The following is a 23,054-nucleotide window of genomic DNA, read 5'->3' on the forward strand; positions in this document are numbered from 1 at the left end:
CCGGTTCTAGCGAATATATTACTGTTTATTTCTATCTCAAACGATAACCCAGCCGTCCGCCAGCTCATAATTCAGCACAATCTCGTTCATGCCTTCCGCAACGGTAACCGCAGTTGCATCACCGGTAAACGTGATGCCGCCGATGTCCGTCCAGACATACTTGCTCAGGTCAAGCGTATCCCCTACGTTCAACTCAACCTCCTGCGTTTCCTCGTAAGCCATCTCGCCGGCCGTGTTGTATACCACGCCGCGGATTGTAATGGTCTGCGCTACGGGAGCGAGCGGAATCTGCTCATCAATGATTTCAACAACCGGTGCCTCTTCTGCCGGCAGCTCTTCCTCAGGAGCTTCGACTGCCGGAGGCTCGGCTACCGGGGTATCAACCACCGGAGCATCCTCGTCAGGCGTCTCTACCGGGGCTTCCACAACCGGAGCCTCCACCTCAGGAAGCTCTTCTACAGGAGCCTCAACCGCAGGAATCTCCTCTTCGGGAACAATGACTCCGTTTTCGTCCACCAACATCTCATCCAGCAAAGCATCTTCCTGTGCGATAATTGTGGGTGTGATAGGCAGAAGTCCCTCTTGCGCGGCTGTATTTGCCGCAAATGCCGTGGTTGTCATGGTGCACATCATTGCAGTCGCCAAAATGATAACAGCCTTTTTCATAAGAACCTTCTCCTTTGCAAATCATCTGTAAATGGATCGCACCGGCGATTGCCGCTGCGGTTAAATTCTCTCTTATCGATGATTTGAGTATACAGGAGTACGGTTACATCTTGGTCACATATCAGGGAATTATGGAAATTTACGTTTCTTCATATAAATCCAATTCAGGTTTCCCTTGTTTAGTATACTTTCTTCGGGGATGAAAGGCCGTAATGCACCAATATCCATTTTATTTCAAATGAAAATTTTTTATTCGCGTGTTTTGTCCCGTCAGGCTGCTGTCAATCGCCCGTCCTGCGAAGTATTCTTTTGCAACCCTGCGCGACCGCAAGGACCGCATGAGCATGTACTCCGGACTCGAGGTACGTGTGCCCTTCTGCGACCACCGCATCGTCGAATACGCCTACAACATGCCTTGGGACATGAAGGCACTGCAGGGACGCGAAAAAGGCATCGTCCGCCGCGCGTTTGAACGCGAACTGCCCGAGGAAATTGTTTACCGCAAGAAGAGTCCCTATCCGAAGACCTTCCATCCTGAGTACACCGAACTGTGTGCTTCCTATGTACGGCAGATTTTTGCCGACGATCGCTCAATTGCCGCAACGCTGTTTAACCACGACGCGGTCGGCGCACTCATGCAGGAGCCGGAAAGTCTGGCAGAGCCGTGGTACGGACAGCTGATGCGCACACCGCAGATATTCGCTTACATCATTCAAATGGACCGCTGGTTCAAGCAATATAAGGTTCGTTTGGCCTAATACAACAAAAGACGGCGCTTTCGCACCGTCTTGAGCGGAAGTTACTTCCAGTCTGCAAGCGTATTAATGATTAACTGATGATCGTCCAGATGGTCAGGCAGACCGGATACGCAAATCGAACCAATCATCCCCGTACCGCGCAGGAGAATCGGAAAACCGCCGCCGCCTGCCGCGTAATCGTCTGCGTTCAGCTTGCGGCTTTCCAGCGTTTCGCCGCCGGTCTCGAGCCATGCGAGAAAATGCAGCGACGACATGCTCATCAATTCGACCGAATTGCGCTTGCGGCGGAGCCACAGCTCGTTGTCCGCAATCGTGCCTTCAGGGAAAAAGCGGAACACGACCAACCCGTTTATCGCGATCTCAACCGCGACCGGTGCGGGGTAAGCCTTCGCATTTTCAAGCAGCTTGAGGCCGAAATTCAGCGCATCCTCGCGCGTGAAATGGTCGAACTGGAATTTTTTCTCCTGCTCTGTGCACATTTCCAGCAATGTTCTCATATCATTCATTATGCAACCCGTCCCTTTCCTGTGTTGTTACCATTATAAAACAGTGGGCCATACTTTACAAGGAGGTTTTTGATTGAAAGACGGTACTGGCATTCTGCGCGTGCAGGTTTCCACCGCGCTCGGCGCATATCCCGTCGAAGGCGCAGTCGTCACGGTATCGACCACCGCCGCCGATCCCAACGGGCCGACTCTGCTCTATACCGAGGTGACCGACAAAGGCGGCATGACGCCACCCATGGAGCTCGAAGCCCCACCGCGCAGCGAATCACTCACCCCCGGGGCGGTTCAGCCCTATGCACTCTATACCGTAGAGGTCGTCCATCCCAACTTTGTCCCGCAGGCGGCGCTCAATGTCGCCGCTTTTTCGGGTGTCTCCGCCGTGCTGCCGGTGCAGCTGACGCCGCTGCCCGAAAATGAGACAGTTGCGCCACCGCAGCTAAATGTAACCGTTGATCCACAAGTATTGTCAGAGGAGTGAGGCCATTGGCGACAACCCCTGTAACGATTCCCGAAACCATCACCGTCCACCTTGGCACACCCTCATCAAACGCACCGAATATCACTGTGCCCTTTGATGAGTACATCAAAAACGTCGCATCGAGCGAAATCTATCCCACTTGGCCCGAGGAAGCCATCCGCGCCAACGTTTATGCGCAGGTATCCTACGCGCTCAACCGTGTGTTCACCGAATGGTACCGCTCGCAGGGATATGATTTTGACATCACCAATTCAACCCGATACGACCAGTCCTTCGTGCAAAACCGCGATATCTTTGAAAATATATCTACCATTGTAGACGATTTGTTCAACAACTACCTGACTCGCGGCGATGCGATTGAGCCGTTGTTCGCCCAATACTGCAACGGCACGACCGTCACCTGTCCGGGCGGGCTGTCCCAATGGGGCACTGTCCCGCTTGCCGAGCAGGGCATGACGGCTGAGGAAATCGTGCGCAGCTTTTATGGAAACGACATTAATTTCATCAAAAATGCGCCGGTTTCCCCCAATCTTGGCGGGTCGTGGCCGGGCGTCACCTACCGATTAGGGGATACCGGTGAAGAAGTGCGTACTATCCAAAACCGGCTCAACCGTATTTCCACCAATTATCCAAACATCCCGAAAATTTCACCGGTCAACGCGATTTATGACGCGGGCACCGAACGTGCTGTGCGTGCATTCCAGCAGCAGTTTAACCTGACGCCAGACGGCATTGTCGGCAAGGCAACCTGGTATCGCATCGCCTTTATCTACAATAACGTTAAACGGCTGAGCGAGCTCAACAGCGAAGGCCTTTTGCTGTCCGATGTATCGCGCCAGTATCCCGAAGAACTCAGCGAAGGGATGCAAGGCGTCTATATCCAGCTACTTCAGTATTTTCTGTCTATCGTTGGCGCGTACTATGACGAGCTGCCACGACTCCCTGACATTGATGGGATATTTGGCCCACAGACACGTAACGCAGTAATTGCTTATCAAAAGATGATGGGTCTCCCACAAACCGGTGTTGTTGATCAGGAAACTTGGAATGCACTGGTTTCTACATATCAGGCTGTTGTCCGTGTTCGCCCGATTGAAGAATGGCTGCCCGGCACGGCTGGATTCCCCAATATTTTCCTGGTCGAGGGCATGAGCGGCGAAGAGGTGCGACGTGCGCAGGAACTAATTAACATAATTGCGCGCGGGTATCCGGCAGTTGGCACCGTAACAGTTGATGGTGCTTTTGGGCCCGCAACCCGCGCTTCTGTTATTGCGATTCAAAAGCAGCTTGGGCTGCCCGAAACCGGCGCAATAGGCCCATTGACATGGGAAGGGATGAATGATCTTGCTGAAAGTATACTCGGCGGCAGCGTGACCGCCGAGGGACAGCACCCCGGATATCCCGTTGGAGAGGAGGACAATGCCTGATGTATTCAGAGCAGCAAAAGCGCGACCACGTGTATGATTTACAACGTTTTCTGCGGCGCATTCAGCGCGAAGAGAACCATCCCAATCCGCTTGCGCCGGACGGCATTTACGGTCCGGAAACCGAGCAGGCAGTGCGAGAGTTTCAGCTTCAGCATGGCCTGCCGCCGCGCGGCACGGCCGACTATCACACCTGGACGCTGATTTACGAGCATTTTGTGCCCCTCTCCACCAGCGATACCCTGCCGCAGGCGGCACTGTTCTTTCCGCCAGCCAAGGGCACTGTGCTGTCCCCCGGCGCAAAGGGAAACTCTGTCGCCGTATTGCAGATGATGCTCAATACCGTTGCAACGCACTTTGCCAACATGCCGCAGGTGCCGGTCACCGGTCTCTATGATGAAGAAACCTCCATGGCCATCGTAGACCTGCAAAACAAATTCCGTATTGCGCCGACCGGCTTGACCGACCGCACAACCTGGGATCTGCTGACCCAGCTGCACAATGCCTATTACGAGCGTCCGCCGCTCTCATGGATCATCGCCGAGCAAGACTAAACCGCATGCCCGTCCGACAAGGACGGGTATGTGCGAACGAAAAAAAAGACGTGCCTTAAGGCACGTCTCTTTTCTTTATGGTTTTACTGCGCAGGCTGTGCCTGTGCGTCAGCCGCAGCATTGTCACCGGTTGCAGCGTTCTCGTCGGTCACGGCATCATTGCCGGCAGCGGCGAGTGCGTCTTCCGCATAGGTCGGCTTATCGACCAGTGCATAATCGTACACATTCTGGTAGGTGATTTCATTGAAGGCATCGGTGGTCTGCACGTCAGCCGTGTCCATCCACTCGGTCAGCATCGCATCCATGGTCTTTTCCAGACCTGCGTTGGCCAACTCGCCGTAGGTGGTCGCGCCGTCGGACGAAACCTCATCCAGCTTGGTGGAAAAATCAATCGGCATGCGCATGATAATATGGTAGCCGTAATCCGACTTGACCAGACCGGAAATCTCGCCCTCCTTCAGCGCCTTCGCGCCTTCGTAGAACGGGGTAACCATCTGACCCTCGGTGAAGATATAGCCGTCCGGATAGGTGCTCAGACCGGTATCCTCGCTGACTTCCTGCATAACGGTGTCGAAGTCTTCGCCTGCCTTGAGACGGTCAAGCGCCTTCTGTGCCTCCGCCTTGGCTTCTTCATCGGTGCGCTTCGCTTCACCCGTCGCCGGGTCAATGGTCGAAATCAGAATGTGCTTGGCGCTGATATAGTTTTCATTCAGATACGCCAGCTTTTCCTCGTCGGTTGCACCCATCGTGCCGTTTTCGCCGAAGTAATGCTCGTTCAGCGCATCGTAGCACATGCTGGCATACATGAAGTTGTTATACGCCTGCTCGGTAAAACCAAAGCCGGCAATCATATCCTTATAAGCCTGCTTGGCGTTAATCGTGCTGACATCCACACCGGTCAGCATCGCCTGCTGCTGTGCGGCCTGCTCCATCAAGCTGGTGCGCACCTGCTTGAGCTGCTGCTGCTGCGCGCTGGTCAGCTTAAGACCCGCTTCGTTGAACTTGCCAATCATGACACGCATGTAGGTGGCCTGCTCCTTGGCCGCGTTGGACATTTCAGGGCCCATCATCGCGGACATGCTCTCATCGCCCCACAGGTCGGTCATGCCGTACTGTGCATACATGTTTTCGTAATACTTCATGTTATAAAGCATGTAGGTCGCGAACTCATCCGCGCGCACCTCACTGCCGTTGACGGTCATAACGACAGGCGCGTCGCTCTTGAGTTCCTTGTATGTGATGTTGGTGGCAGAGGTAACGCCGATCGTCGTGCCGAGGACCACGGCCAGCATAAGCGCGGTCGCCACAATGCGTTTGCCCATTTTCATTGCACTTAAATCTCCTTTATTGTTGGTATCAAACCACAGACTTTTTTGATTATAGCACCCTGTGCCGCAAAACACAAGCGAAGACACAGAATAATCACAAAACAAGGCCCTCCGAACAGGAGGGCCTGCATTTTTTACTCCATCATGCCGACACAGTCGTAATACGACTTTTCAGAAATCAACTCTTTGTTATTTTTGAAGATAGAATGACCGAGAGTAATCACCAAGTAATCCGCCTCGCGCATAACCTGCTCAAAGGACACGTTCGGAATGCCCTGCACTTCGCTTGCCTCTGCAAACGGCTCGCAGGCGACCACACGGACGCCCTTCTCCTGCAGGATATGGCACAGCTCAATCGAGGGAGATTCACGCAGATCGTCCACGTCCGGCTTGTAGGACAGACCCAGCACACCGACCGTATCGGTCACCTTTGCGAGTGAGGACACGACCTTGTCCGCAACGAAGCGAGGCTTGTTCTCATTGCGCACGCGGGATGCATGGATGACCTTGGCCTCCTCCGGGAACTGCTCGTAGATGAACCACGGATCGACCGCGATGCAGTGGCCGCCCACGCCCACGCCCGGCGTGAGGATATTAACACGCGGGTGGCAGTTGGCCAGCCGAATCAGCTCAAACACGTCGATGCCCATCTTGTCGCAGATGACCGAAAGCTCGTTTGCATACGCGATATTTACGTCGCGGAAGGTGTTTTCGGTCAGCTTGCACATTTCGGCGGTCAGGTCGTCGGTCTTGTGTACGATGCCCTTTTCCAACACCTTTTCATAGATGGCTGCTGCCATTTCGGCCGCCTCCGGGGTGCGCGCACCAACGATGCGGTCGTTGTTTTTTAGTTCAAACATCATGTTGCCCGGAATAACGCGCTCGGGGCAGTGTGCCACGTGCAGCTCATCCATCGCAATGCCCGATTCCTCGGACAGCACGCGAGCAAGCATCTCGGTCGTGCGCGGCGGCACCGTGGACTCCAGAATGACCAGATTTTTCGGTTCAAGCACCTTGCCCGCCATACGGCCGGCCGATTCGACGAAGCGCAAATCCGCCTTGTGCGTACCGCTCTCGTCCTGATAGAAGGGCGTGGGCACGGCGATATAAAACACATCAGACTTTGAAAGCTCGGCCGAGAAATGCAGGTGTCCATGCGCAACAGCCGTTTCAAACGCCTCCTGCAGACCCGGCTCCACGATATGGATATGGCCACCCTTGAGCGTTTCGATCGTTTTTTCGTTGACGTCGAAGCCGCACACCTCAAAGCCCGCTTCGGCGAGGGTAATCGCGGTGGGCAGGCCGATATATCCCAGTCCCATGACAGTAATTTTCATAATTTTTGTACCTCGTTCAACAAAATCTTCTATCATTATACCACTTTTTATCGGGAATTCAATGAAGGGTTTGAATTTTTACAGAGATTCGTCTATAATGATAATAAACCCGATTTCAGATCAATCAGATAGGATGCTTTTCATGATTTTTAAGGGACTGCTTTCCGACGCGCGTCTCATCCGCGACCGAGATCCGGCCGCGCGCACGACGCTCGAGGTCATTTTGCTTTATCAGGGCTTTCACGCGCTGTTCTACCACAGGCAGGCGCACTGGCTCTACCGACACAAACGGTTTTTCCTGGCCCGCGCACTTTCACAGTTTGCCCGCCATATGACCGGTATCGAGATTCATCCGGGCGCGAAGATCGGCCGCGGACTGTTCATCGACCACGGCATGGGCATCGTCATCGGCGAAACAGCCGAAATTGGCGACAACTGCACGATTTACCACGGCGTGACCCTGGGCGGTACCGGTCACGACACCGGCAAGCGTCACCCGACCATCGGTGACAACGTGCTGATTTCAACGGGCGCCAAGGTGCTCGGCCCGTTCAAGGTGGGCGACAACAGCCGCATCGGCGCCAACGCCGTTGTACTGCAGGAGGTGCCGGCTAATTCGACGGTCGTCGGTGTCAAGGCGCGCGTGGTCAAGATTGACGGCCAGCGTGTCAGCACGCCCTCCTACGACCTCGACCAAATCAACCTTCCCGATCCGCTCGCACAGGAGCTGTGCAGACTGCAGCACCGTGTGTATGTCAACGAGCAGCGCCTCAAGCAAGAGGCCGACAAGATACTAGAATCCGACGAATAATCAAAAAAAAGGACGCCCGAAGGCGTCCTTTTTTTATGAGCCGAATGTTGGAATAATCTCCGCGAACAGCTCGTTGATGCGGTCATACCGCTGCTTGAGATAGAGCCAGCCGAACAGCGCCTCCAAGGCGGTTGCATAAGCATACTCGGCTACCGAGGCCGACTTGGGCACGGATTTCGGCTTTGCGTTGCGGCCGTGGCGGAAGGCGGTCTGCTCCTCCTCGGAGAGGAGGGGCAGAATATGCTCGGCCGCCTTGGCCTGCGCGCCCGCACGAACCAACTGAATCGTGCGGCTGTGCAGGTTTTTAGCCGTTTGCAGTCCACCGCACGCCAGATAGGATCGTACGAGCATCTCATACACGGCGTCGCCCACATGCGCCAGCGCAAGGCTTGACATCTGTTTGATCGCCGCGTCGTCAAGCTGCGGATGCAGATGATCCATTACTTCGCCGCTTCGGCCTGCGCAGCCGCTGCCTTTTCCTTAGCGGCAGCCGCCTGCTTTGCCTGCATTTCCTTGAACTTAGCCTTTTCCTCTTCGGTCGGGATAGGCTCAATGCAGTTCTTCGGGCAGACCTTTGCGCACATCTTGCAGTTCTTGCACTTGTCATAGTCGATCTTGGCAACGCCGCCCTCGACATGAATTGCGTCAAACTTACAGGTTTTTTCGCACATCTTGCAGCCGATGCAGCCGACAGAGCAGACCTTCATTACTTCCGAGCCCTTGTCGCGGTTGACGCAGTTCACGTGAACCTTCTTGGACTCCGGCAGCAGATCGATCAGCTTCTTCGGGCAGGCATCAACACACTTGCCGCAGGCAACACACTTGTCGGTGTCAACCTTGGCAACGCCGTCAATGATGTGCAGCGCGTCAAACGCGCAGGCCTTGACGCACGAGCCTAGACCCATGCAGCCGAACGAGCAGGCCTTGGGGCCGTTCGCGACGCGCATGGCGGCAGTGCAGTCTTCCAGACCTTCGTACTTGGTTTTGTCTACGGCGTTGCAGCCGCCGTTGCAGTGCACGTGCGCAACATTGCGCTCGCCCGTCACGGCCTCTACGCCCATGACCTCGGCGACCTTCGCGGCACAAGCCGCACCGCCGACCGGGCAGCCGTTAACCGGCGCGTTGCCCTCTACGATTGCGGCAGCCAGACCGTCACAGCCGGGGAAGCCGCAGCCGCCGCAGTTTGCACCGGGCAGGCACTCGCGCACGAGCGGCACGCGCTCGTCAACCTCGACCGCGAACACCTTGGCCGCGACGCCGAGCAGAATTGCGAACACGACGCCCATGACAAACAGCACCGCAACCGCAGAGATAATGTTTTGAATATCCATTTCTTATCGTTCCTCCTTGGTTACCAGATTTTCAGACCGGAGAAGCCCATGAAGGACATTGCGAGCAGGGCCGCGGAAATCAGGGCGATTGGAAAGCCCTCGAAGCACTTGGGGCACTTGTTCGTCGCGTCGAGGCGCTCACGGATGGACGCGAACAGCACGATCGCGAGGGTGTAGCCGATACCGGCGGCCACGCCGTAAACCACCGAACCGATAAAGGAGTTGCCGTTATCGATATTGGTGATGGCGGCGCCGAGCACGGCGCAGTTGGTGGTGATCAGGGGCAGGAAGATGCCGAGCGCCGAATACAGCGAGGGCATCGACTTCTTCATGAACATTTCGACAAACTGCACGAGCGTCGCGATAACAAGAATGAACGCGATGGTCTGCATGTAGCCGAGGTTCAGCGGCTCCAGGATAAAGTACTGAACCGCCCACGATACCGCGGACGCCAGTGCCATAACGAAGATAACCGCCATGCCCATGCCGACAGCCGTGTCGGTCTTCTTGGAAACACCGAAGAACGAGCAGCAGCCGAGGAACTGGACAAGAATGTAGTTGTTCACCAAAATCGCCGCAATGGCGAGGGACAGGATCTCGGTCAGACCCATAGAAGCAGGCAATGCAATAGACATTTACTTGCCCTCCTTTCCGGACATGATCTTCTGAATCGCGGCCAGAATGAAGCCCATGGCGAGGAAGCCGCCGGCAGGCAGAATCATCATAACAGCCGGATCAGAAATCAGCTGGATACCCTTACCGCCGTTGACATAGCCGGCGAGGATGGTGCCCGCGCCCAGCAGCTCACGCACGAAGCCCATCAGGACCAGCGCGAAGGTAAAGCCAAGACCCATGACGACACCGTCGACGGCCGAGGGCAGCACCTTGTTTTTGGAAGCATACGCCTCAGCACGGCCGAGGATGATGCAGTTAACAACGATCAGCGGCAGGAACAGGCCGAGAGAAGCCGCCAGATCGGGAACATATGCCTTGAGCAGCATCTGAATCAAGGTTACAAAGGTCGCAATGATCGAAATGAACGCCGCGATACGAACCTTATCCGGAATAAACTTGCGCAGCGCCGAAATAACGACGTTGGAGCAGATCAGAACGACGGTTGCCGCCAGACCCATACCGATTGCATTGGACAGCGAGGTGGTCGTTGCCAGTGCGGGGCAGAGGCCGATCATCTGCATGAAAACCGGGTTGTCAAGAAGAACGCCCGATTTCAGGCTATCAAAAAATTTCATATCGAACCCTCCTCCTTAACCGAGTGCCGCGACATATTCTGCCGCAGCGTTCACGCCGGTCGTAACCGCACGCGAGGTGATGGTCGCACCGGTGATGGCGTTAATGGTGCCGCCGTCCTTGGTAACGGCGAGCGAGCCGTCAGCCGGCTGGCCGGCGTACTGTGCAATCCACTCTGCGTCCTGGCTCTTCGCGCCAAGACCCGGGGTTTCCGCATGCGCCGTGACCTTTGCGCCTGCAACCGTGCCGTCCGCATTGATGCCGACAATCATGGTCAGTGCGCCGCCAAAGCCCTTGGGGTTGACCTGCACGCAGTAGCCTGCGTCAGCGCCGTCCTTGGTGGCCTTATATACGCCGGTGATGGCGGTAGCGTTCTTATCCGTCGGCTTGCTGACTTCCTCCGGAACTTCCACTTCGGTAAACTCTGCGTCAGCGATGATTTCGCTCATTGCCATGTTGCGGGTATTTGCATCGTTCTGCTCAATCAGCGGTGCGGTAATCTGGTTTACAACGCCCAGCAGAAGCGCACAGACGAAGGTGATCAGGCCGAGCACAACGACCAGCATAACGATGCCGCCGCCCTTTTTGCTGCTTTTCATGATTACTTCGCCTCCTTCTTGTCAAGCGCGTAGCCGAACTTGCGGGGATGGGTCGCCTTGTCGATTGCCCAAACCAGCGTGTTCATAATCAGAATCGAGTAGGATACGCCCTCCGGCAGGCCGCCGAAGTAGCGGATAAATACGGTCAGCAGACCGCAGCCCACGCCGAAGATAATCTGACCCTTGGGGGTAACCGGGCTGGTGACATAATCGGTCGCCATGAAGATCGCGCCGAGCATCAGGCCGCCCGAAAGCACCTGGGACAGCATCCAGTCCAGACGAGCAACGCCGCCCATCGGGAACAGGAAGGTAATCACGGCAACGGTCAGGATGTAAGCCGCGGGGATGTTGATGGTGATGACCTTGCGGTACAGCAGGTAGATACCGCCAACCAGCAGAGCCAGTGCCGAGGTCTCGCCGATTACGCCGCCGGTCTGGCCGAGCAGCAGATCAAGCGCGGAAGCGTCCGGCAGGGTGCCGTTCTTCAGCGCAACCAGCGGGGTTGCGGTCGAAACCACGTCCACCTTGCCGAACAGCGGCAGTGCCGTGTGCGGGTCGGTCCATGTGGTCATCAGTGCCGGCCAGGAGGCCAGCAGGAACGCACGCGCACCGAGCGCGGGGTTCATAAAGTTACGGCCCAGACCGCCAAACAGCATCTTAACGATGATAATTGCGAACATCGCGCCGAGAACCGGCAGCCACCACGGCGCCGAAACGGGGATGTTGAAGGCAATCAGCGCACCGGTCACCATGGCAGAAAGGTCGCCGACCGTGACAGGCTGCTTGGTAATCTTGCAGTACAGTGCCTCAAACACGCCGCAGGCAATCATCGAGATGACGGTCAGCACAAGCGCGCGGGGGCCAAAGGTGAATACTGCGACGGCGAGCGCGGGAATCAGCGCAATCAGCACGTCGAGCATGAGGGAACGGGTGTCGTCCTCCGCCTTGATATGGGGCGAGGAGGATACGACGACTTTACTCAGATCGTACATTTCGTTTTCTCCTCCTTACTTGTTCTCGGCTTCGGCCTTGGCCTTGGCTTCGGCTTCCGCCTTTGCCTTGGCAGCCTGACGGGCAGCCATGATCTTGCCCTTGGACAGGCGGAACTGCTGCACGAGCTGGATACGGGCCGGGCACACATAGGAGCACGAGCCGCACTCGATGCAGTCGAGCATGCCGCATTCGACCGCCTCATCAAGGTTGTCGTTCTTGCCGTGGACGTTCATGTAAATCGGAAGCAGGTGCATCGGGCAGGCGTTGATGCACTTGCCGCAGCGGATGCACTGGGGATTGGCCTCACGCTTATCCTCATCGCCGCAAAAGGCGAGGAACGCGTTGGTGCCCTTGAAAATCGGGATTTCGAGCGAGAACTGCGCCACACCCATCATCGGGCCGCCCATAAGCAGCTTGTTGGGCGCTTCCTTGAAGCCGCCGCACGCGTCGATCATCTTTTCGACCTGCGTACCGATACGCACCTCGAGGTTCTTGGGTTCCGCGATCGCCGAGCCGGAAACGGTGACGATACGGCGGATAACCGGCATGCCGGTTGTAAAGCGGCGGTAAACCGCGCCCGCGGTGTCTACGTTGAACACGGCGCAGCCTGCGTCAGCTGGCAGCTTGCCCGAGGGAACCTCGCGGCCGGTGCAGGCGTTGATGAGCTGCTTCTCCGCGCCCTGCGGGTACTTGCACTTGAGGGGATACAGCTTCAGGCGCGGATCGTCCGCGATCAGCTTTTCGATGCCGGGGAAGGTATCGGCCTTGTTCTCCTCAATGGCGATGATGGCGTTCGGCACGCCCATGATGTCGGCGAGCATCTTCAGGCCACCGATGACCTCCTCCGGCCGCTCAAGCAGCAGACGGTGGTCGCTGGTTATGTACGGCTCGCACTCAGCCGCGTTGATGATGACCGTGTCGCACTTGCCGATACCCGACTGAATCTTGACGTGGGTCGGGAACGTTGCGCCGCCGTGGCCGACGATGCCGGCCGAGCGAATCGTCTCGATGCGCTCCTCGTTGGTCATTGCCGCAAAGTCATAGGGATGCACGGATTCGTGCAGGCGATCCTCACCGTCATTCTCAATGACGATGGACAGCACCTTGCTGCCATTGGGATGCAGCCGGGGTTCTACCGCCGTGACCTTACCGGACACGGTTGCATGGATGGGTGCGGAAACGAAACCGCCTGCCTCAGCGATCGTCTGACCCAGATCCACGGTGTCACCGACCTGAACGATCGGCTTCGCCGGGGCGCCGATATGCATCGAGACGGGCAGGATTACCTGTTCGGGCAAAGCGAGCTTCTCGATCGGCTTGGTGTTTGTCGCGGCCTTGTAACCCGGATCGCTGTGCGGACCGGGGTGAATGCCGCCACGGAACGAATACACCATGTTTTTCACCTCTCTAGTTTTTTGCACAAGAAGAGCCGAGGCTCCATCTTATCACGGAAAAATACAGGTTGAGCCTTCGCGCAACCTCACATAGTAGATTATACTGTTTTTACACCCATGGGCGCAAGGGTGAAATGCAAAAAAGTTCACCATAAATTAAAAATATTTCGTATGAGTTGGGCAAAAGTTGGTCACTTTGTCTATTCCTATATGAACAGACTGTGAATCATTGCGGGCGATACCTATTAATAGCAAACAAAAACGGGGCGCTGCCGTTTCATACGGCAGTGCCCCGTTTTTTCATTCGATTGCGCCTTTACAATACATTTCGGTATAAGCGGTTGCGGCAGGGTCAACGCGCGGCGCACCGTTTTGCGGCAGATCGGGCGGCGGCGTGATTGCGTTTGAGTCGATATGCCGAACATCGTCATATCTCGGGAATTTCTTGGGATGCTCCATCGCTTAAACACGCTCCTTTCGCCATTAGTGTGCCGCGATACGCCGCAGGTTAAACCTGTCACATCGCTACTCGTTTGGATAAAAATTGAGCGGCGGTTTGGCTCAGCTTGGAGTCGACCTCACTTGCAGCTGCGCCTTCATCCTCGCTGAGGAAGGTAACGCAGCCGGTCACATCACCATCGGTGATGATGGGCGCTGCAACTACGATATGGTAGTTGTCATGCTCCGAGACCGTATAGTCCTGCGCATCGCCCAAGCGGTGCTCATAGACGGTACGCTGTTCCATCAGCGTTTCAAGGCCTGCGGAAATGCTTTTTTCATAAATATCCTTTTTCGCCCCGCCAGCCGCGGCAATGACTGCGTCGCGGTCACAGATGGCACAGGACATGCCGGAGGTGCGAGCCAGTGCTTCGGCCAGTTCGCCCGCTACCGCACCCATTTCCCCCATCGGGGAATACTTTTTAAAAATGACCTCGCCGTCCCGATCCGTGAAAATCTCCAGCGGATCACCCTCGCGAATACGAAGTGTTCGGCGGATTTCCTTTGGAATGACGACGCGGCCTAAGTCATCAATTCGTCTGACAATACCGGTTGCCTTCATTAATGCGTTCCCTCCCATTACGGAATTTCTGGTTGTGTTGTTAGTATGACGAAAGGAACGTTAATTATGTAAGCAATATGTATGACAAATTTTTCTTAAATTTGCGATGCGCCTTTAGGCCGCGCTTCGCCGTTTATCTGCACTTAGACAGTAGCTCTTTCCACTTTTTATCCACATAATTCTGTGCAACCTCGAGCATCCACTCGTTGCCGGACGCAAACATGTGCTTAAAACGCCCCTGCTTTTTCAAAAACTCCGCAACAGGCAGCTTGGTTTTTGGCTCATAGCTCAGGCGGTACTCGCCTTCAATGACCTCATAGAGCGGCCAGACGCAGGTTTCAACCGCAAGGCGACAGATTTCGGCCATTTCCTCGGCCGGATAGCGCCAGCCGCGCGGACACGGGCTCATCACGTTCAAAAACGCGGGGCCGGGTGTGTAAATGGCGCGGTGCGCCTTTTCGTGCAAATCCTTAAAATTGCCCAGGAAGGTCGACTGTGCCACATACGGAATGCCGTGCGCCACCATGATTTGGGTCAAGTCCTTCTTGTTCTGGCGTTTGCCGTTTGACACCTTGCCGGTCGGCGAGGTGGTCGCGTCGGCAAAGCGCGGCGTGGAGGACGAACGCTGGATGCCGGTGTTCATGTACGCCTCGTTGTCGTAGCAGACGTAAACCATATCGTGTCCGCGCTCCATCGCACCCGAGAGCGACTGAAAACCGATGTCATACGTGCCGCCGTCGCCGCCAAAGGTGATGAACTTGAAATTGTCCTGCACCTTGCCTTTTTTCTTGAGCACATTGTATGCCGCTTCGACACCGCCGCAGGTCGCGGCCGCATTTTCAAACGCGGAATGAATGTAGCTGTCCTCCCACGCGGTATAAGGATAGAGGAAGGACGAAACCTCAAGGCAGCCCGTCGCATTGGTGACGACGGCTCTGTCCTCCTCCTCGAGTGCACGCAGCACCGCGCGCACCGTGATGCCTGCACCGCAGCCCGCGCACAGGCGGTGTCCGGGGGCAAAACGTTCTTTTTTCTGCACTTCGGCTCTGAGATTGTATGCCATATTGCTCATTCGCTCCTTTGTCCGATATGGCGATAAACCTCGCCCGTTTTTCCGGTTGCAACGATTTCGTCCAGCGCGGCGAACACGGTTTCCGCCGTGTCGACCGTGAAATCGCGGCCGCCCAGACCGTATACGTAATTGATCGCCTTGGGGCGCGTATCCAAATCGTACAGTGCGCTTCTTGTTTCGGCAAACAGCGGGCCGCCCGCGGCGGAAAAGCTCTCCGCCTTGTCCATGACGGCAATCGCCTTGCAGCCCGCAAGCGCCGCGGCCAGCTCCTCCATCGGGAACGGACGGAACACGCGCAGCTTGACCATGCCGACCTTTTTGCCCTGCGCCCGCAGCTTGTCGACCGCGGCACGTGCCGTGCCGGCCGACGAACCAATCAGCACGAGCGCGGTTTCCGCGTCCTCCATGCGGTAGCTTTCAAAAAAGCCGTATTTACGACCCGATACCTTCTCAAACGCCTCCGCGATCTTGAGAATGACCGGCTTTGCCGCCTTCATCGCTTCGGCCTGCTGGATTTTGTGCTCCATATAATAGTTGGTCACGTCGTAAGGGCCGACGGCGAGGGGATTTTCGTGCTTGAGCAGGTAGTTTTCCGGCTGATACTCGCCGACAAAGTCCTTGACAATCTCATCCTCAAGCAGCTCGATGTTTTCCACACCGTGCGAGGTGATAAAACCGTCCTGACAAATCATGACCGGCAGGCGCACGTCGGGATGCTCGCCAATCGGCATGGCCTGCAAAAAATTGTCATAGGCCTCCTGATTGGTTTCGGCGTAAATTTGAATCCAGCCCGCGTCGCGCGCGCCCATTGAATCAGAGTGGTCGTTATTAATGTTAATCGGCCCTGTGAGCGCACGGTTGACGCAGGCAAGCGTCACCGGCAGGCGGGACGAGGACGCGACGTACAGCAGCTCAAACATCAGCGCCAGACCGCAGGACGAGGTCGCAGTCACCGCGCGTCCGCCTGCCGCCTGCGCACCGATGCAGGTGGACATGGACGAGTGCTCGCTCTCGACAGTGACATATTCGGTGTCCACCAGACCGTCGGCCACGTACTGGGCAAAATACTGGGGAATTTCGGTCGAAGGCGTGATTGGGAACGCGCCCATCACATCGGGATTAATCTGCTTCATCGCATAGGCGACAGCTTCGTTGCCCGAAAGACGTTCACGAATGGACATATTATTCCCCCTCCTTTCCGAAAGAAATCGCGCCGAAGGGACACACTTTTTCGCAAATGCCGCAGCCCTTGCAGTGGTCGAGGTCAAAATCCAGCCGTTCTTTTCCCACGACCGGAATTGAGCTGTCCGGGCAAAACGGCACGCACAGCATGCAGTGTTTGCACTTTTCCGCGTCAAATACGGGCGTTTTGGTGCGCCATTCGCCGGTCATGGTCAGGCGGGACGTGCCGCCCTCGTAAATCTCACCGCCGATGGTCATCTTCTGCCACGGCGATGTTTCGTGAATCTCTGCTGCTTTGAAACTCATCCTACCTGTACCTCTTTCATCGACTGGGTGAGCGCGGCCATATTGCCGGTAATCACCTGCGGTTTGTGCGCAAATTTGTGTTTGAAGGACGCCTCCATGTCGGAAACAAACTTGTCGGCCTCCACCACGCCCGAAATCTTGACCGCCGCGGCCAGCATCGGGGTATTCGGAAAGTTCTTTCCAAGTGTCTGCTCGGAAATGGCGCGGGCATCAATGGTACATACCTTGCCCGCGTAGTCGCCCAGCATGGGGCGAATCTCCTCCGGGCGCTTGGGTGTGTTGACGATAATCGCGCCCTCCTCGCTCAGGCCGCGGGTCACGTCGACCGCGTCGAGCAGCGTTTCGTCCACCACGACCACGTAATCCGGCTCATAGATGTTGGAATGCACCGGGCAGCGCTCGTCCGATATGCGGTTGTAGGCCGTAATCGGTGCACCCATGCGCTCCGGGCCGTACTCCGGAAAGCCCTGCACATATTTGCCCGAGGAAAACGCCGCGTCCGCCAGTAGCAGGCAGGCCGTTTTCGCACCCTGACCGCCGCGGCCGTGCCAGCGGATTTCTACCGGTTTGTTTGCCTTTTTCATAACATACCCCTCCGTTTGAAGTGTTTTGATGACAAATAAAAAAAGCGGCCGTCCTGTAAAAGGACGACCGCTGTATTACCGCGTTCGCTGTACCACCTGTTACCTGCATACCAACATATGCGCTCCTGATAACGGCAGGAATCCGTCGCGTCCTACTCTCTTCGCGCAAAGCGCGAGAGGGGTCGGTGCGCGGCTCGGGAGTGATTTTCAGTCGCCTGCTACTTGCACCGGGCTTGCACTGTCCCCGGCTCGCTGTGTCGTTCGCGTTTGGCGGCTTACTGTCTCCGTCGTAGCCTTTCACGTGTTAACTGGTTACCAGTATACGCCGCACTTTCATCTGATGCAATGGTAAAACCCCACAAAATCGCGCGTTTTCATCCATGCTTTATGCACAGTTGTCCACGCCTCGCGTACATTCCCAATGTTTGTCTTCTGATTCACCCTTTTATTCTGCCAGTCGACAAAAAAGTGCGGCCGCAATCCCACATCACGGCCGCACACCTTCCGCCCCCCACGGACGGTCGGATTCTACTCACTATCCTACTGTTGCGCCCTCCCCACGAGGGCTTTCTGCTCTGTTTTCCTACTGCTTGATGGTCACGCCGCCGACCGTGACCGATGCCACCTCGCGCACAATGTCGAGAAATCGCTTGCCGCCCTCCGGGTCCTGATAGTCAAAGCTCAGGTCGAACCGCATACTGCCGCCCTGTGCATCCCCGGACAGCGCACTCATGCCGCAATGGGTTTTTATGCTCGTGCCGTCCCGCAGCGTCAGGTACACATCATCGTCCTCGAGTTGATTGATCCAATCACTGTCAATCGCCCCGCTGCCGCTGATTCGAATGCTGAGCGGCGAAACGCTCAGCTCGTCCACCTGCACCTGCGCACCCGCCAATTGCGCCGCAATGCCATCCCGAATGACCCAGGAGTTCACGCCGCGCGCCTGAAAACGGAACGTCCACGGCTGCTGCGTAATCGGCGTCTGCATACGGTATGTAATTTCGGCTTCAAGATAGGGCAAATCACGCGCCGACAGTCCTTCAAAGGCGGTGCTGTACACCGTCATATGCTCGCCTGCACCGCTGCCCGAGGTCGAATCCGCCCGATAAACCTGCCCGCTGCGCGTGTCGGTCAGGTGCGTGACCTCCACCGATTCACAGTAGGAACTGTCCGACCTGCGGCTGTCATCCAGTTCAAAAACCACCTGCAACGCACCGCCGAAAAAACCGACGCCCGCCAGACGGCACCCCTTTTCCGCGCCGTTTGGCAGCGCAGGTGCGCTGTCGCGCTGTCCGGCAAACAAGTCCATTTCATCGGACATGATATCCGGCTCGGCCGCCTGCTCCACCGGCTGCGCACGATACATCCCATCCAGTGCGCCGGCTTGCAGCGTGCTGTGCTGTTCTCCTTCAATGGCGGCCGTACCCATGCTGAGCGTCAACTCACGCCCGCGCGGATTCTCAGTCAACTCATATTCCTGGTACAGGTAGGCTACACTGCCATCCTCCTCAGGCCGAATGGTCATGCTGCTGCCGTTCATGGCGTCCGTACCTTCAATGAGCAGTTCGTTCTGCCCAAACTGCGGCACATCCTCCATCCGCTGGCCGTCCGCACGGCGCAGGGTCAGAATGAGCGCCGCATCGGTGTCGCTGATGATGGCATCCTCAAGCGTGAGCGTGTAGCCGTTCTGTGACAGGCTTTGGTGCAGCGAAATCGGCAGATGGGCGGGCAGCAGCACGCGGTCGCCGAACATCGCTTGCCACGCGCCCGACAGCTGCAAAACCGCGGTCGCGGTGACGGTCAGCAGCGCGGCGGCGACGGCGGCAAGTACAATGCGGCGGGTGTTGTGCCACGGAATGCGGCGGAGATGGGTGCGCCGCCGCTCCCGCACCGAGGATTGAATATCAAACGCGGGCGTTTCAATGCCTTGAAGCGCCAAACGGATGATGCACTCATCCGATTCTTGATTCACAGCCTCTCCCCCTTTCTGCGGCCGTTCCGGTCAGCGCGGCGGCCAATTTTTTTCGTGCGCGTTCATAGCGCTTGCGCAGCGTTGCGGCAGATTTTCCGTAAATGACCGAAAGCGCTTCGAAGCTGCGCTGCTCAATCACGCGGCCGAACACTAGCGCACGCTGTTCTGGGCTGAGCTTTTCCAGCGCCTGCCGCAGCTCGTCCCCAATATAGTCGGGATCGCTCTCGGCAGCAGGCGGCGTGAACAGCTGCACCCGCCGTCTGCGCAGCAGGTCGATGCAGGTCGTATAGGCCAGCCGATACAGCCACGCGCTCAGTGAACTGCCGTTTTGAAAGCGCTTTCGGTTGTCATAGGCCTTGATAAAAGTGGTCTGCACCGCGTCCTGCGCCTCGTGATAATCACAGAGAATGTGGTGACAGTACCGCAGCAGCGGCTGACCGTATAACGCAATTGCCGCGTTGAGAGCCTCTTCGCCCGCTGTGGCAAAGCAAGCGTCGAGCGCACGTGCATCCATGCAGCCGCCCCCTTTCGATAGAACATGTTCATTTACTATAACGAATGACAACAGGATTTTGTGACATGATTTCGCAAAATTTGTAAAAATTTTTCCACAAAAAAACCGCCCCTCTGCAGTTGAGGGGCGGGAATTTCAGTTTTCCATGATACGAACACCGGTTACTATCGCGCGCGGCGTACCGAAGAGCGGCATGTTTGTATACGGAGTGTTATTTGATTTGGATTTATACTCTTTGTATACCTTCTCGCCATCCCAGTCAAGCAGCACCAGCCGGGCGAAACCGCCCGGTGCAACCGCGTGGGCGGGCAGACGGTAAATTTCCGCCGGACTTTTACTCATTTTCTCAATGAGCTGCATTTTTGTCAGCTTTCCCGTGCGCACCAGATAGGTATTGCACACCGAAAACGCGGTTTCCAGCCCCGTGATGCCGGACGGCGCTTTGCCAAACGCACGCGCCTTTTCCTCGGCGGTGTGTGGGGCGTGGTCGGTCGCAATCATGTCAATCGTGCCGTCGAGCAGGCCGTCAATCAGCGCGAGCCGGTCGCTTTCTTCGCGCAGCGGCGGGTTCATGCGGGCAAGCGTGCCGTGGGCGATGACATCGTCCTCGGTCAGGCTCAAATGGTGCGGCGTTGCTTCGGCAAAGACCTTTGCACCCATCGCCTTGCCCGCCCGGATGAGCGCGACCGACTGTCCGCACGAGATATGCTGAAACAGCACGCGCGCACCGGTGTCGAGCGCAAGGGCAATGTCCCGCGCGACCATCGCCGTTTCTGCGCAGCCCATCGCGCCGGGCACACCGAAATGTTCTGCCGCCGCCGAGCCGAAATTCACGCCGGGCGAGGGCACAAGCGAAGGCTCCTCCTCGTGGAAGGACAGCAGCATGTCATGTTTGACCGCCTCGCACATCGCCGTGCGGCATAGCGCCGCCGAGGTCAGGTTGATGCCGTCATCGGTCAGGCAGGGCGCACCCGCTGCACGCAGTGCAGCAAAGTCGGTCATCTCCTGCCCCTTGAGGCCGCGCGTCACCGCGCCCGCCTGCAGTACCTGAACCGGCGCGTCTGCGGCCTTTTCGGTCACATAACGGATGGTTTCCGGCGTATCGCAGGTCGGAATCGTGTTCGCCATGCAGATTACGGTGGCATAACCGCCCGCAGCAGCAGCAGCCGCGCCTGTGTGCACGTCTTCCTTTTCGGTCTGACCGGGATCGCGGAAGTGCACATGCCCGTCGACAAAGCCGGGCGATACCGTCAACCCGCGTGCGTCAAGCGTTTTGCAATCCGCAGGCGCGTCGATGTGCTCTTCCACGCGCACAATCACGCCATCGTCCCCGATGAGCACGTCGCGCGGCGCATCCACCCCCGTAAAGGGGTCGAGCACGCGTCCGTTCTGAATCAAAAGCATAGGGTCTTTCCTTTCTTACATCTGGTGATCGAAGGTTACCACCAGATTATACCGTTTGTCTATCTCTTTCATTTTATTACGCATTGTAATCATTAAAGTTCGCTTGCCCTCATCGTTATAGCTATACGGCACGACGACATCGAAAATCAGGTTGATGTGCCGTTCACCGTCTACCACGCGGAAATCATGCATGGTCAGTCCCTCGTCAATCTCGCGCAGCACGCCGTCTACCTGCGCGCGCAGGGCGCTGACATGGGCGTTGTTGACGTCCACCGGATCCATATGAATGACCAAATACACGCCTGTTTTGTGCCAAACACGCTTTTCCGCCTCGTCAATCACCTCGTGCACGGCGACAAAGTCCGCGTCGGACGGCACCTCAGCGTGCAGCGAAGCGAGCGTGCGCCCCGCGCCGTAGTTGTGAACAATCACGTCATGTACGCCGACAATATGGTCCGCCTCCATGACGATATTTTCAATGGTGCGTACGATTTCGGGGTCAGCCGCCTCGCCCAACAGGGGCGCGACCGTGTCACGGGCGATGTTAAAGCCCGCCCACAGGATAAACAGCGCGACAAGCACGCCGATATAGCCATCCACCGGCAGTGTGGTGAACCGTCCGGCAATCATGCCGACGACGACCACGCCGGTCGTAATGACATCATTTAAGCTGTCCTGCCGCGCCGCCATCAGCACGGGTGAGTCAATCAGCGTGCCGATGCGGTGGTTAAACGTGCCCATCCACAGCTTAACGAGCATGGAAATCGCCAAAATCACCGTCAGCACGGCAGAAAAGGCAATCGGCTCCGGATGCAGGATGCGGCTGAACGAGGTTTTGAAGAATTCAAAGCCGACAATCACAATGATGAACGACACAATCAGCCCCGCGATATACTCCGTGCGGCCGTAGCCGAACGGATGCTTAGCGTCCGGCTCGCGCCCCGACACCTTGAAGCCGACGATCGAAATCAGACACGACAGACCGTCCGATAAGTTGTTGAACGCATCGGCTGCAATTGAAATCGAGCCGGTGAACAAACCGATCAGCACCTTGAGCACGAACAGCAACAGATTGCAGGCGATACCAACCGCGCCCGACAGCACGCCGTAGCGTTCCCGCACCCGTGCATCGCGCACGTTATCGCGGTCTTTGATGAAAATACGGATTAACGCGTTTGTCATACAAGTCCCCTCGAATACAAAATGTAATATATCCCGACAATGATTACTAGCTGTAAAATCATAATTGCCGGGATGCCCAGCATGAACTGCTTATGCAGCGTTTTATGGCGGATAAGCAGCATGGTCACATAAACCCCGGGACCGCCGCCGACCAGCGCCCAGAAAAACAGAGTGCGCTCGGGCACGCGCCGCCAATCCCGTCCGGCGGCGATCTTGTCGTATGCGCAGACAATTGCCCCGATCAGGCTGACTGCGGCGAAATAGGTTAATAGATATGGAAGCAACGTTCTCCCCCTTTTCTTCGGAACGGAATGTCTTCATATTTTACCATAACCCATGGAACGATGCAAA

General features: G+C 56.7%; 27 protein-coding genes. 5 read left to right on the top strand and 22 right to left on the bottom strand.

Annotation, left to right across the window (positions count from 1 at the left end; all coding sequences use genetic code 11):
• Window positions 1–36 precede the first annotated feature (36 nt).
• Entirely contained in the window at window positions 37–666 is a 630-nt protein-coding gene (locus QOX26_RS06430; RefSeq protein ID WP_283674146.1) for a hypothetical protein, read from the bottom strand.
• Window positions 667–923: 257 nt separating this feature from the next.
• Between QOX26_RS06430 and QOX26_RS06435 the strand changes: the two genes are divergently transcribed.
• On the top strand, window positions 924–1,424 hold the full coding sequence (locus QOX26_RS06435; RefSeq protein WP_283674147.1) for an asparagine synthase C-terminal domain-containing protein: 501 nt from the start codon (window positions 924–926) through the stop codon (window positions 1,422–1,424).
• A 41-nt stretch (window positions 1,425–1,465) separates the two neighbouring features.
• Here QOX26_RS06435 and QOX26_RS06440 read toward each other — a convergent pair whose 3' ends face one another.
• Window positions 1,466–1,921, bottom strand: a complete 456-nt coding sequence (locus QOX26_RS06440; protein ID WP_283674148.1) for a heme-degrading domain-containing protein — start codon at window positions 1,919–1,921, stop codon at window positions 1,466–1,468.
• 82 nt (window positions 1,922–2,003) lie between these two features.
• On the opposite strand from QOX26_RS06440, the gene QOX26_RS06445 reads away from it, so the two are divergent.
• From QOX26_RS06445 to QOX26_RS06455, 3 genes are read left to right on the top strand one after another with little or no spacing between them, the layout of a single operon-like run.
• Window positions 2,004–2,408 (top strand): hypothetical protein, encoded by a 405-nt coding sequence (locus QOX26_RS06445; RefSeq protein WP_283674149.1) that lies wholly within the window; start codon window positions 2,004–2,006, stop codon window positions 2,406–2,408.
• A gap of 5 nt (window positions 2,409–2,413) precedes the next feature.
• Window positions 2,414–3,835, top strand: a complete 1,422-nt coding sequence (locus tag QOX26_RS06450) for a peptidoglycan-binding protein (RefSeq protein WP_283674150.1) — start codon at window positions 2,414–2,416, stop codon at window positions 3,833–3,835.
• Window positions 3,835–4,386: a peptidoglycan-binding domain-containing protein gene (locus QOX26_RS06455; RefSeq protein WP_283674151.1), complete on the top strand. Its 552-nt coding sequence runs from the start codon at window positions 3,835–3,837 to the stop codon at window positions 4,384–4,386. The genes QOX26_RS06450 and QOX26_RS06455 overlap by 1 nt, the downstream gene beginning before the upstream one ends.
• 83 nt (window positions 4,387–4,469) lie before the next feature.
• On the opposite strand, the gene QOX26_RS06460 is transcribed toward QOX26_RS06455, so the two are convergent.
• Together QOX26_RS06460 and QOX26_RS06465 are read right to left on the bottom strand one after the other, a co-directional pair.
• The gene (locus tag QOX26_RS06460; protein ID WP_283674152.1) at window positions 4,470–5,714 is read right to left on the bottom strand and encodes a peptidylprolyl isomerase; all 1,245 of its coding nucleotides are present in this window, start codon (window positions 5,712–5,714) and stop codon (window positions 4,470–4,472) included.
• A 134-nt stretch (window positions 5,715–5,848) separates the two neighbouring features.
• Window positions 5,849–7,051, bottom strand: coding sequence for a nucleotide sugar dehydrogenase (locus QOX26_RS06465; RefSeq protein ID WP_283674153.1), 1,203 nt, complete (start codon window positions 7,049–7,051; stop codon window positions 5,849–5,851).
• 145 nt (window positions 7,052–7,196) lie between these two features.
• On the opposite strand from QOX26_RS06465, the gene epsC reads away from it, so the two are divergent.
• A complete protein-coding gene (epsC, locus tag QOX26_RS06470; protein ID WP_283674327.1) occupies window positions 7,197–7,862 on the top strand; it encodes a serine O-acetyltransferase EpsC in 666 nt (221 codons plus the stop codon).
• A 33-nt stretch (window positions 7,863–7,895) separates the two neighbouring features.
• Here epsC and QOX26_RS06475 read toward each other — a convergent pair whose 3' ends face one another.
• The 18 genes from QOX26_RS06475 to QOX26_RS06560 form a co-directional block, all read right to left on the bottom strand.
• Window positions 7,896–8,303 (bottom strand): Mini-ribonuclease 3, encoded by a 408-nt coding sequence (locus QOX26_RS06475; RefSeq protein ID WP_283674154.1) that lies wholly within the window; start codon window positions 8,301–8,303, stop codon window positions 7,896–7,898.
• Window positions 8,303–9,193: an RnfABCDGE type electron transport complex subunit B gene (locus QOX26_RS06480; protein ID WP_283674155.1), complete on the bottom strand. Its 891-nt coding sequence runs from the start codon at window positions 9,191–9,193 to the stop codon at window positions 8,303–8,305. Before QOX26_RS06480 ends, QOX26_RS06475 begins: the two co-directional genes overlap by 1 nt.
• Window positions 9,194–9,213: 20 nt before the next feature.
• The gene (gene rsxA / locus QOX26_RS06485) at window positions 9,214–9,828 is read right to left on the bottom strand and encodes an electron transport complex subunit RsxA (protein ID WP_283674156.1); all 615 of its coding nucleotides are present in this window, start codon (window positions 9,826–9,828) and stop codon (window positions 9,214–9,216) included.
• Complete coding sequence (gene rsxE, locus QOX26_RS06490; RefSeq protein ID WP_283674157.1) at window positions 9,829–10,443, bottom strand: electron transport complex subunit RsxE; 615 nt, start codon at window positions 10,441–10,443, stop codon at window positions 9,829–9,831.
• A gap of 15 nt (window positions 10,444–10,458) precedes the next feature.
• Entirely contained in the window at window positions 10,459–11,040 is a 582-nt protein-coding gene (locus tag QOX26_RS06495) for an RnfABCDGE type electron transport complex subunit G (RefSeq protein ID WP_283674158.1), read from the bottom strand.
• Window positions 11,041–11,042: 2 nt separating this feature from the next.
• Window positions 11,043–12,032 (bottom strand): RnfABCDGE type electron transport complex subunit D, encoded by a 990-nt coding sequence (locus tag QOX26_RS06500; RefSeq protein WP_283674159.1) that lies wholly within the window; start codon window positions 12,030–12,032, stop codon window positions 11,043–11,045.
• A 15-nt stretch (window positions 12,033–12,047) separates the two neighbouring features.
• Window positions 12,048–13,427 carry an electron transport complex subunit RsxC gene (gene rsxC, locus QOX26_RS06505; protein ID WP_283674160.1) on the bottom strand — a complete coding sequence of 460 codons (1,380 nt, stop codon included), beginning with the start codon at window positions 13,425–13,427 and terminating at the stop codon, window positions 12,048–12,050.
• A gap of 300 nt (window positions 13,428–13,727) precedes the next feature.
• Window positions 13,728–13,886: a hypothetical protein gene (locus QOX26_RS06510; RefSeq protein WP_283674161.1), complete on the bottom strand. Its 159-nt coding sequence runs from the start codon at window positions 13,884–13,886 to the stop codon at window positions 13,728–13,730.
• Between the two features lie 58 nt (window positions 13,887–13,944).
• The gene (locus QOX26_RS06515; protein WP_283674162.1) at window positions 13,945–14,487 is read right to left on the bottom strand and encodes a stage V sporulation T C-terminal domain-containing protein; all 543 of its coding nucleotides are present in this window, start codon (window positions 14,485–14,487) and stop codon (window positions 13,945–13,947) included.
• Window positions 14,488–14,620: 133 nt separating this feature from the next.
• The gene (locus QOX26_RS06520; protein ID WP_283674163.1) at window positions 14,621–15,550 is read right to left on the bottom strand and encodes a thiamine pyrophosphate-dependent enzyme; all 930 of its coding nucleotides are present in this window, start codon (window positions 15,548–15,550) and stop codon (window positions 14,621–14,623) included.
• Between the two features lie 5 nt (window positions 15,551–15,555).
• Entirely contained in the window at window positions 15,556–16,740 is a 1,185-nt protein-coding gene (porA, locus tag QOX26_RS06525; RefSeq protein ID WP_283674164.1) for a pyruvate ferredoxin oxidoreductase, read from the bottom strand.
• 1 nt (window position 16,741) lies between these two features.
• Window positions 16,742–17,047: a 4Fe-4S binding protein gene (locus QOX26_RS06530; protein WP_283674165.1), complete on the bottom strand. Its 306-nt coding sequence runs from the start codon at window positions 17,045–17,047 to the stop codon at window positions 16,742–16,744.
• On the bottom strand, window positions 17,044–17,631 hold the full coding sequence (locus QOX26_RS06535; RefSeq protein ID WP_283674166.1) for a 2-oxoacid:acceptor oxidoreductase family protein: 588 nt from the start codon (window positions 17,629–17,631) through the stop codon (window positions 17,044–17,046). Before QOX26_RS06535 ends, QOX26_RS06530 begins: the two co-directional genes overlap by 4 nt.
• Window positions 17,632–18,214: 583 nt before the next feature.
• Window positions 18,215–19,603 (bottom strand): hypothetical protein, encoded by a 1,389-nt coding sequence (locus tag QOX26_RS06540; RefSeq protein ID WP_283674167.1) that lies wholly within the window; start codon window positions 19,601–19,603, stop codon window positions 18,215–18,217.
• Entirely contained in the window at window positions 19,584–20,117 is a 534-nt protein-coding gene (locus QOX26_RS06545; protein WP_283674168.1) for an RNA polymerase sigma factor, read from the bottom strand. Before QOX26_RS06545 ends, QOX26_RS06540 begins: the two co-directional genes overlap by 20 nt.
• A 135-nt stretch (window positions 20,118–20,252) precedes the next feature.
• The gene (locus tag QOX26_RS06550) at window positions 20,253–21,521 is read right to left on the bottom strand and encodes a dihydroorotase (RefSeq protein WP_283674169.1); all 1,269 of its coding nucleotides are present in this window, start codon (window positions 21,519–21,521) and stop codon (window positions 20,253–20,255) included.
• A 15-nt stretch (window positions 21,522–21,536) separates the two neighbouring features.
• Window positions 21,537–22,703 carry a cation diffusion facilitator family transporter gene (locus QOX26_RS06555; protein ID WP_283674170.1) on the bottom strand — a complete coding sequence of 389 codons (1,167 nt, stop codon included), beginning with the start codon at window positions 22,701–22,703 and terminating at the stop codon, window positions 21,537–21,539.
• Window positions 22,700–22,987, bottom strand: a complete 288-nt coding sequence (locus tag QOX26_RS06560; RefSeq protein ID WP_283674171.1) for a DUF1294 domain-containing protein — start codon at window positions 22,985–22,987, stop codon at window positions 22,700–22,702. The genes QOX26_RS06555 and QOX26_RS06560 overlap by 4 nt, the downstream gene beginning before the upstream one ends.
• Between the last annotated feature and the right edge of the window lie 67 nt (window positions 22,988–23,054).

Origin of the sequence: Butyricicoccus sp. Marseille-Q5471, assembly GCF_951230135.1 — a bacterium.
In the GTDB taxonomy this organism is placed as follows: Bacteria; Bacillota; Clostridia; order Oscillospirales; family Butyricicoccaceae; genus Agathobaculum.

Coding starts and splice junctions, on each gene's coding strand:
- porA (WP_283674164.1), bottom strand. CDS start 16,740: ATGTCCATTCGTGAACGTCTTTCGGGCAACGAAGCTGTCGCCTATGCG.
- QOX26_RS06465 (WP_283674153.1), bottom strand. CDS start 7,051: ATGAAAATTACTGTCATGGGACTGGGATATATCGGCCTGCCCACCGCG.
- QOX26_RS06535 (WP_283674166.1), bottom strand. CDS start 17,631: ATGAAAAAGGCAAACAAACCGGTAGAAATCCGCTGGCACGGCCGCGGC.
- QOX26_RS06480 (WP_283674155.1), bottom strand. CDS start 9,193: ATGGATATTCAAAACATTATCTCTGCGGTTGCGGTGCTGTTTGTCATG.
- rsxE (WP_283674157.1), bottom strand. CDS start 10,443: ATGAAATTTTTTGATAGCCTGAAATCGGGCGTTCTTCTTGACAACCCG.
- QOX26_RS06545 (WP_283674168.1), bottom strand. CDS start 20,117: ATGGATGCACGTGCGCTCGACGCTTGCTTTGCCACAGCGGGCGAAGAG.
- QOX26_RS06510 (WP_283674161.1), bottom strand. CDS start 13,886: ATGGAGCATCCCAAGAAATTCCCGAGATATGACGATGTTCGGCATATC.
- QOX26_RS06515 (WP_283674162.1), bottom strand. CDS start 14,487: ATGAAGGCAACCGGTATTGTCAGACGAATTGATGACTTAGGCCGCGTC.
- QOX26_RS06495 (WP_283674158.1), bottom strand. CDS start 11,040: ATGAAAAGCAGCAAAAAGGGCGGCGGCATCGTTATGCTGGTCGTTGTG.
- QOX26_RS06500 (WP_283674159.1), bottom strand. CDS start 12,032: ATGTACGATCTGAGTAAAGTCGTCGTATCCTCCTCGCCCCATATCAAG.
- QOX26_RS06555 (WP_283674170.1), bottom strand. CDS start 22,703: ATGACAAACGCGTTAATCCGTATTTTCATCAAAGACCGCGATAACGTG.
- QOX26_RS06460 (WP_283674152.1), bottom strand. CDS start 5,714: ATGAAAATGGGCAAACGCATTGTGGCGACCGCGCTTATGCTGGCCGTG.
- QOX26_RS06520 (WP_283674163.1), bottom strand. CDS start 15,550: ATGGCATACAATCTCAGAGCCGAAGTGCAGAAAAAAGAACGTTTTGCC.
- QOX26_RS06475 (WP_283674154.1), bottom strand. CDS start 8,303: ATGGATCATCTGCATCCGCAGCTTGACGACGCGGCGATCAAACAGATG.
- QOX26_RS06440 (WP_283674148.1), bottom strand. CDS start 1,921: ATGAGAACATTGCTGGAAATGTGCACAGAGCAGGAGAAAAAATTCCAG.
- QOX26_RS06430 (WP_283674146.1), bottom strand. CDS start 666: ATGAAAAAGGCTGTTATCATTTTGGCGACTGCAATGATGTGCACCATG.
- rsxC (WP_283674160.1), bottom strand. CDS start 13,427: ATGGTGTATTCGTTCCGTGGCGGCATTCACCCCGGTCCGCACAGCGAT.
- QOX26_RS06455 (WP_283674151.1), top strand. CDS start 3,835: ATGTATTCAGAGCAGCAAAAGCGCGACCACGTGTATGATTTACAACGT.
- rsxA (WP_283674156.1), bottom strand. CDS start 9,828: ATGTCTATTGCATTGCCTGCTTCTATGGGTCTGACCGAGATCCTGTCC.
- QOX26_RS06530 (WP_283674165.1), bottom strand. CDS start 17,047: ATGAGTTTCAAAGCAGCAGAGATTCACGAAACATCGCCGTGGCAGAAG.
- QOX26_RS06550 (WP_283674169.1), bottom strand. CDS start 21,521: ATGCTTTTGATTCAGAACGGACGCGTGCTCGACCCCTTTACGGGGGTG.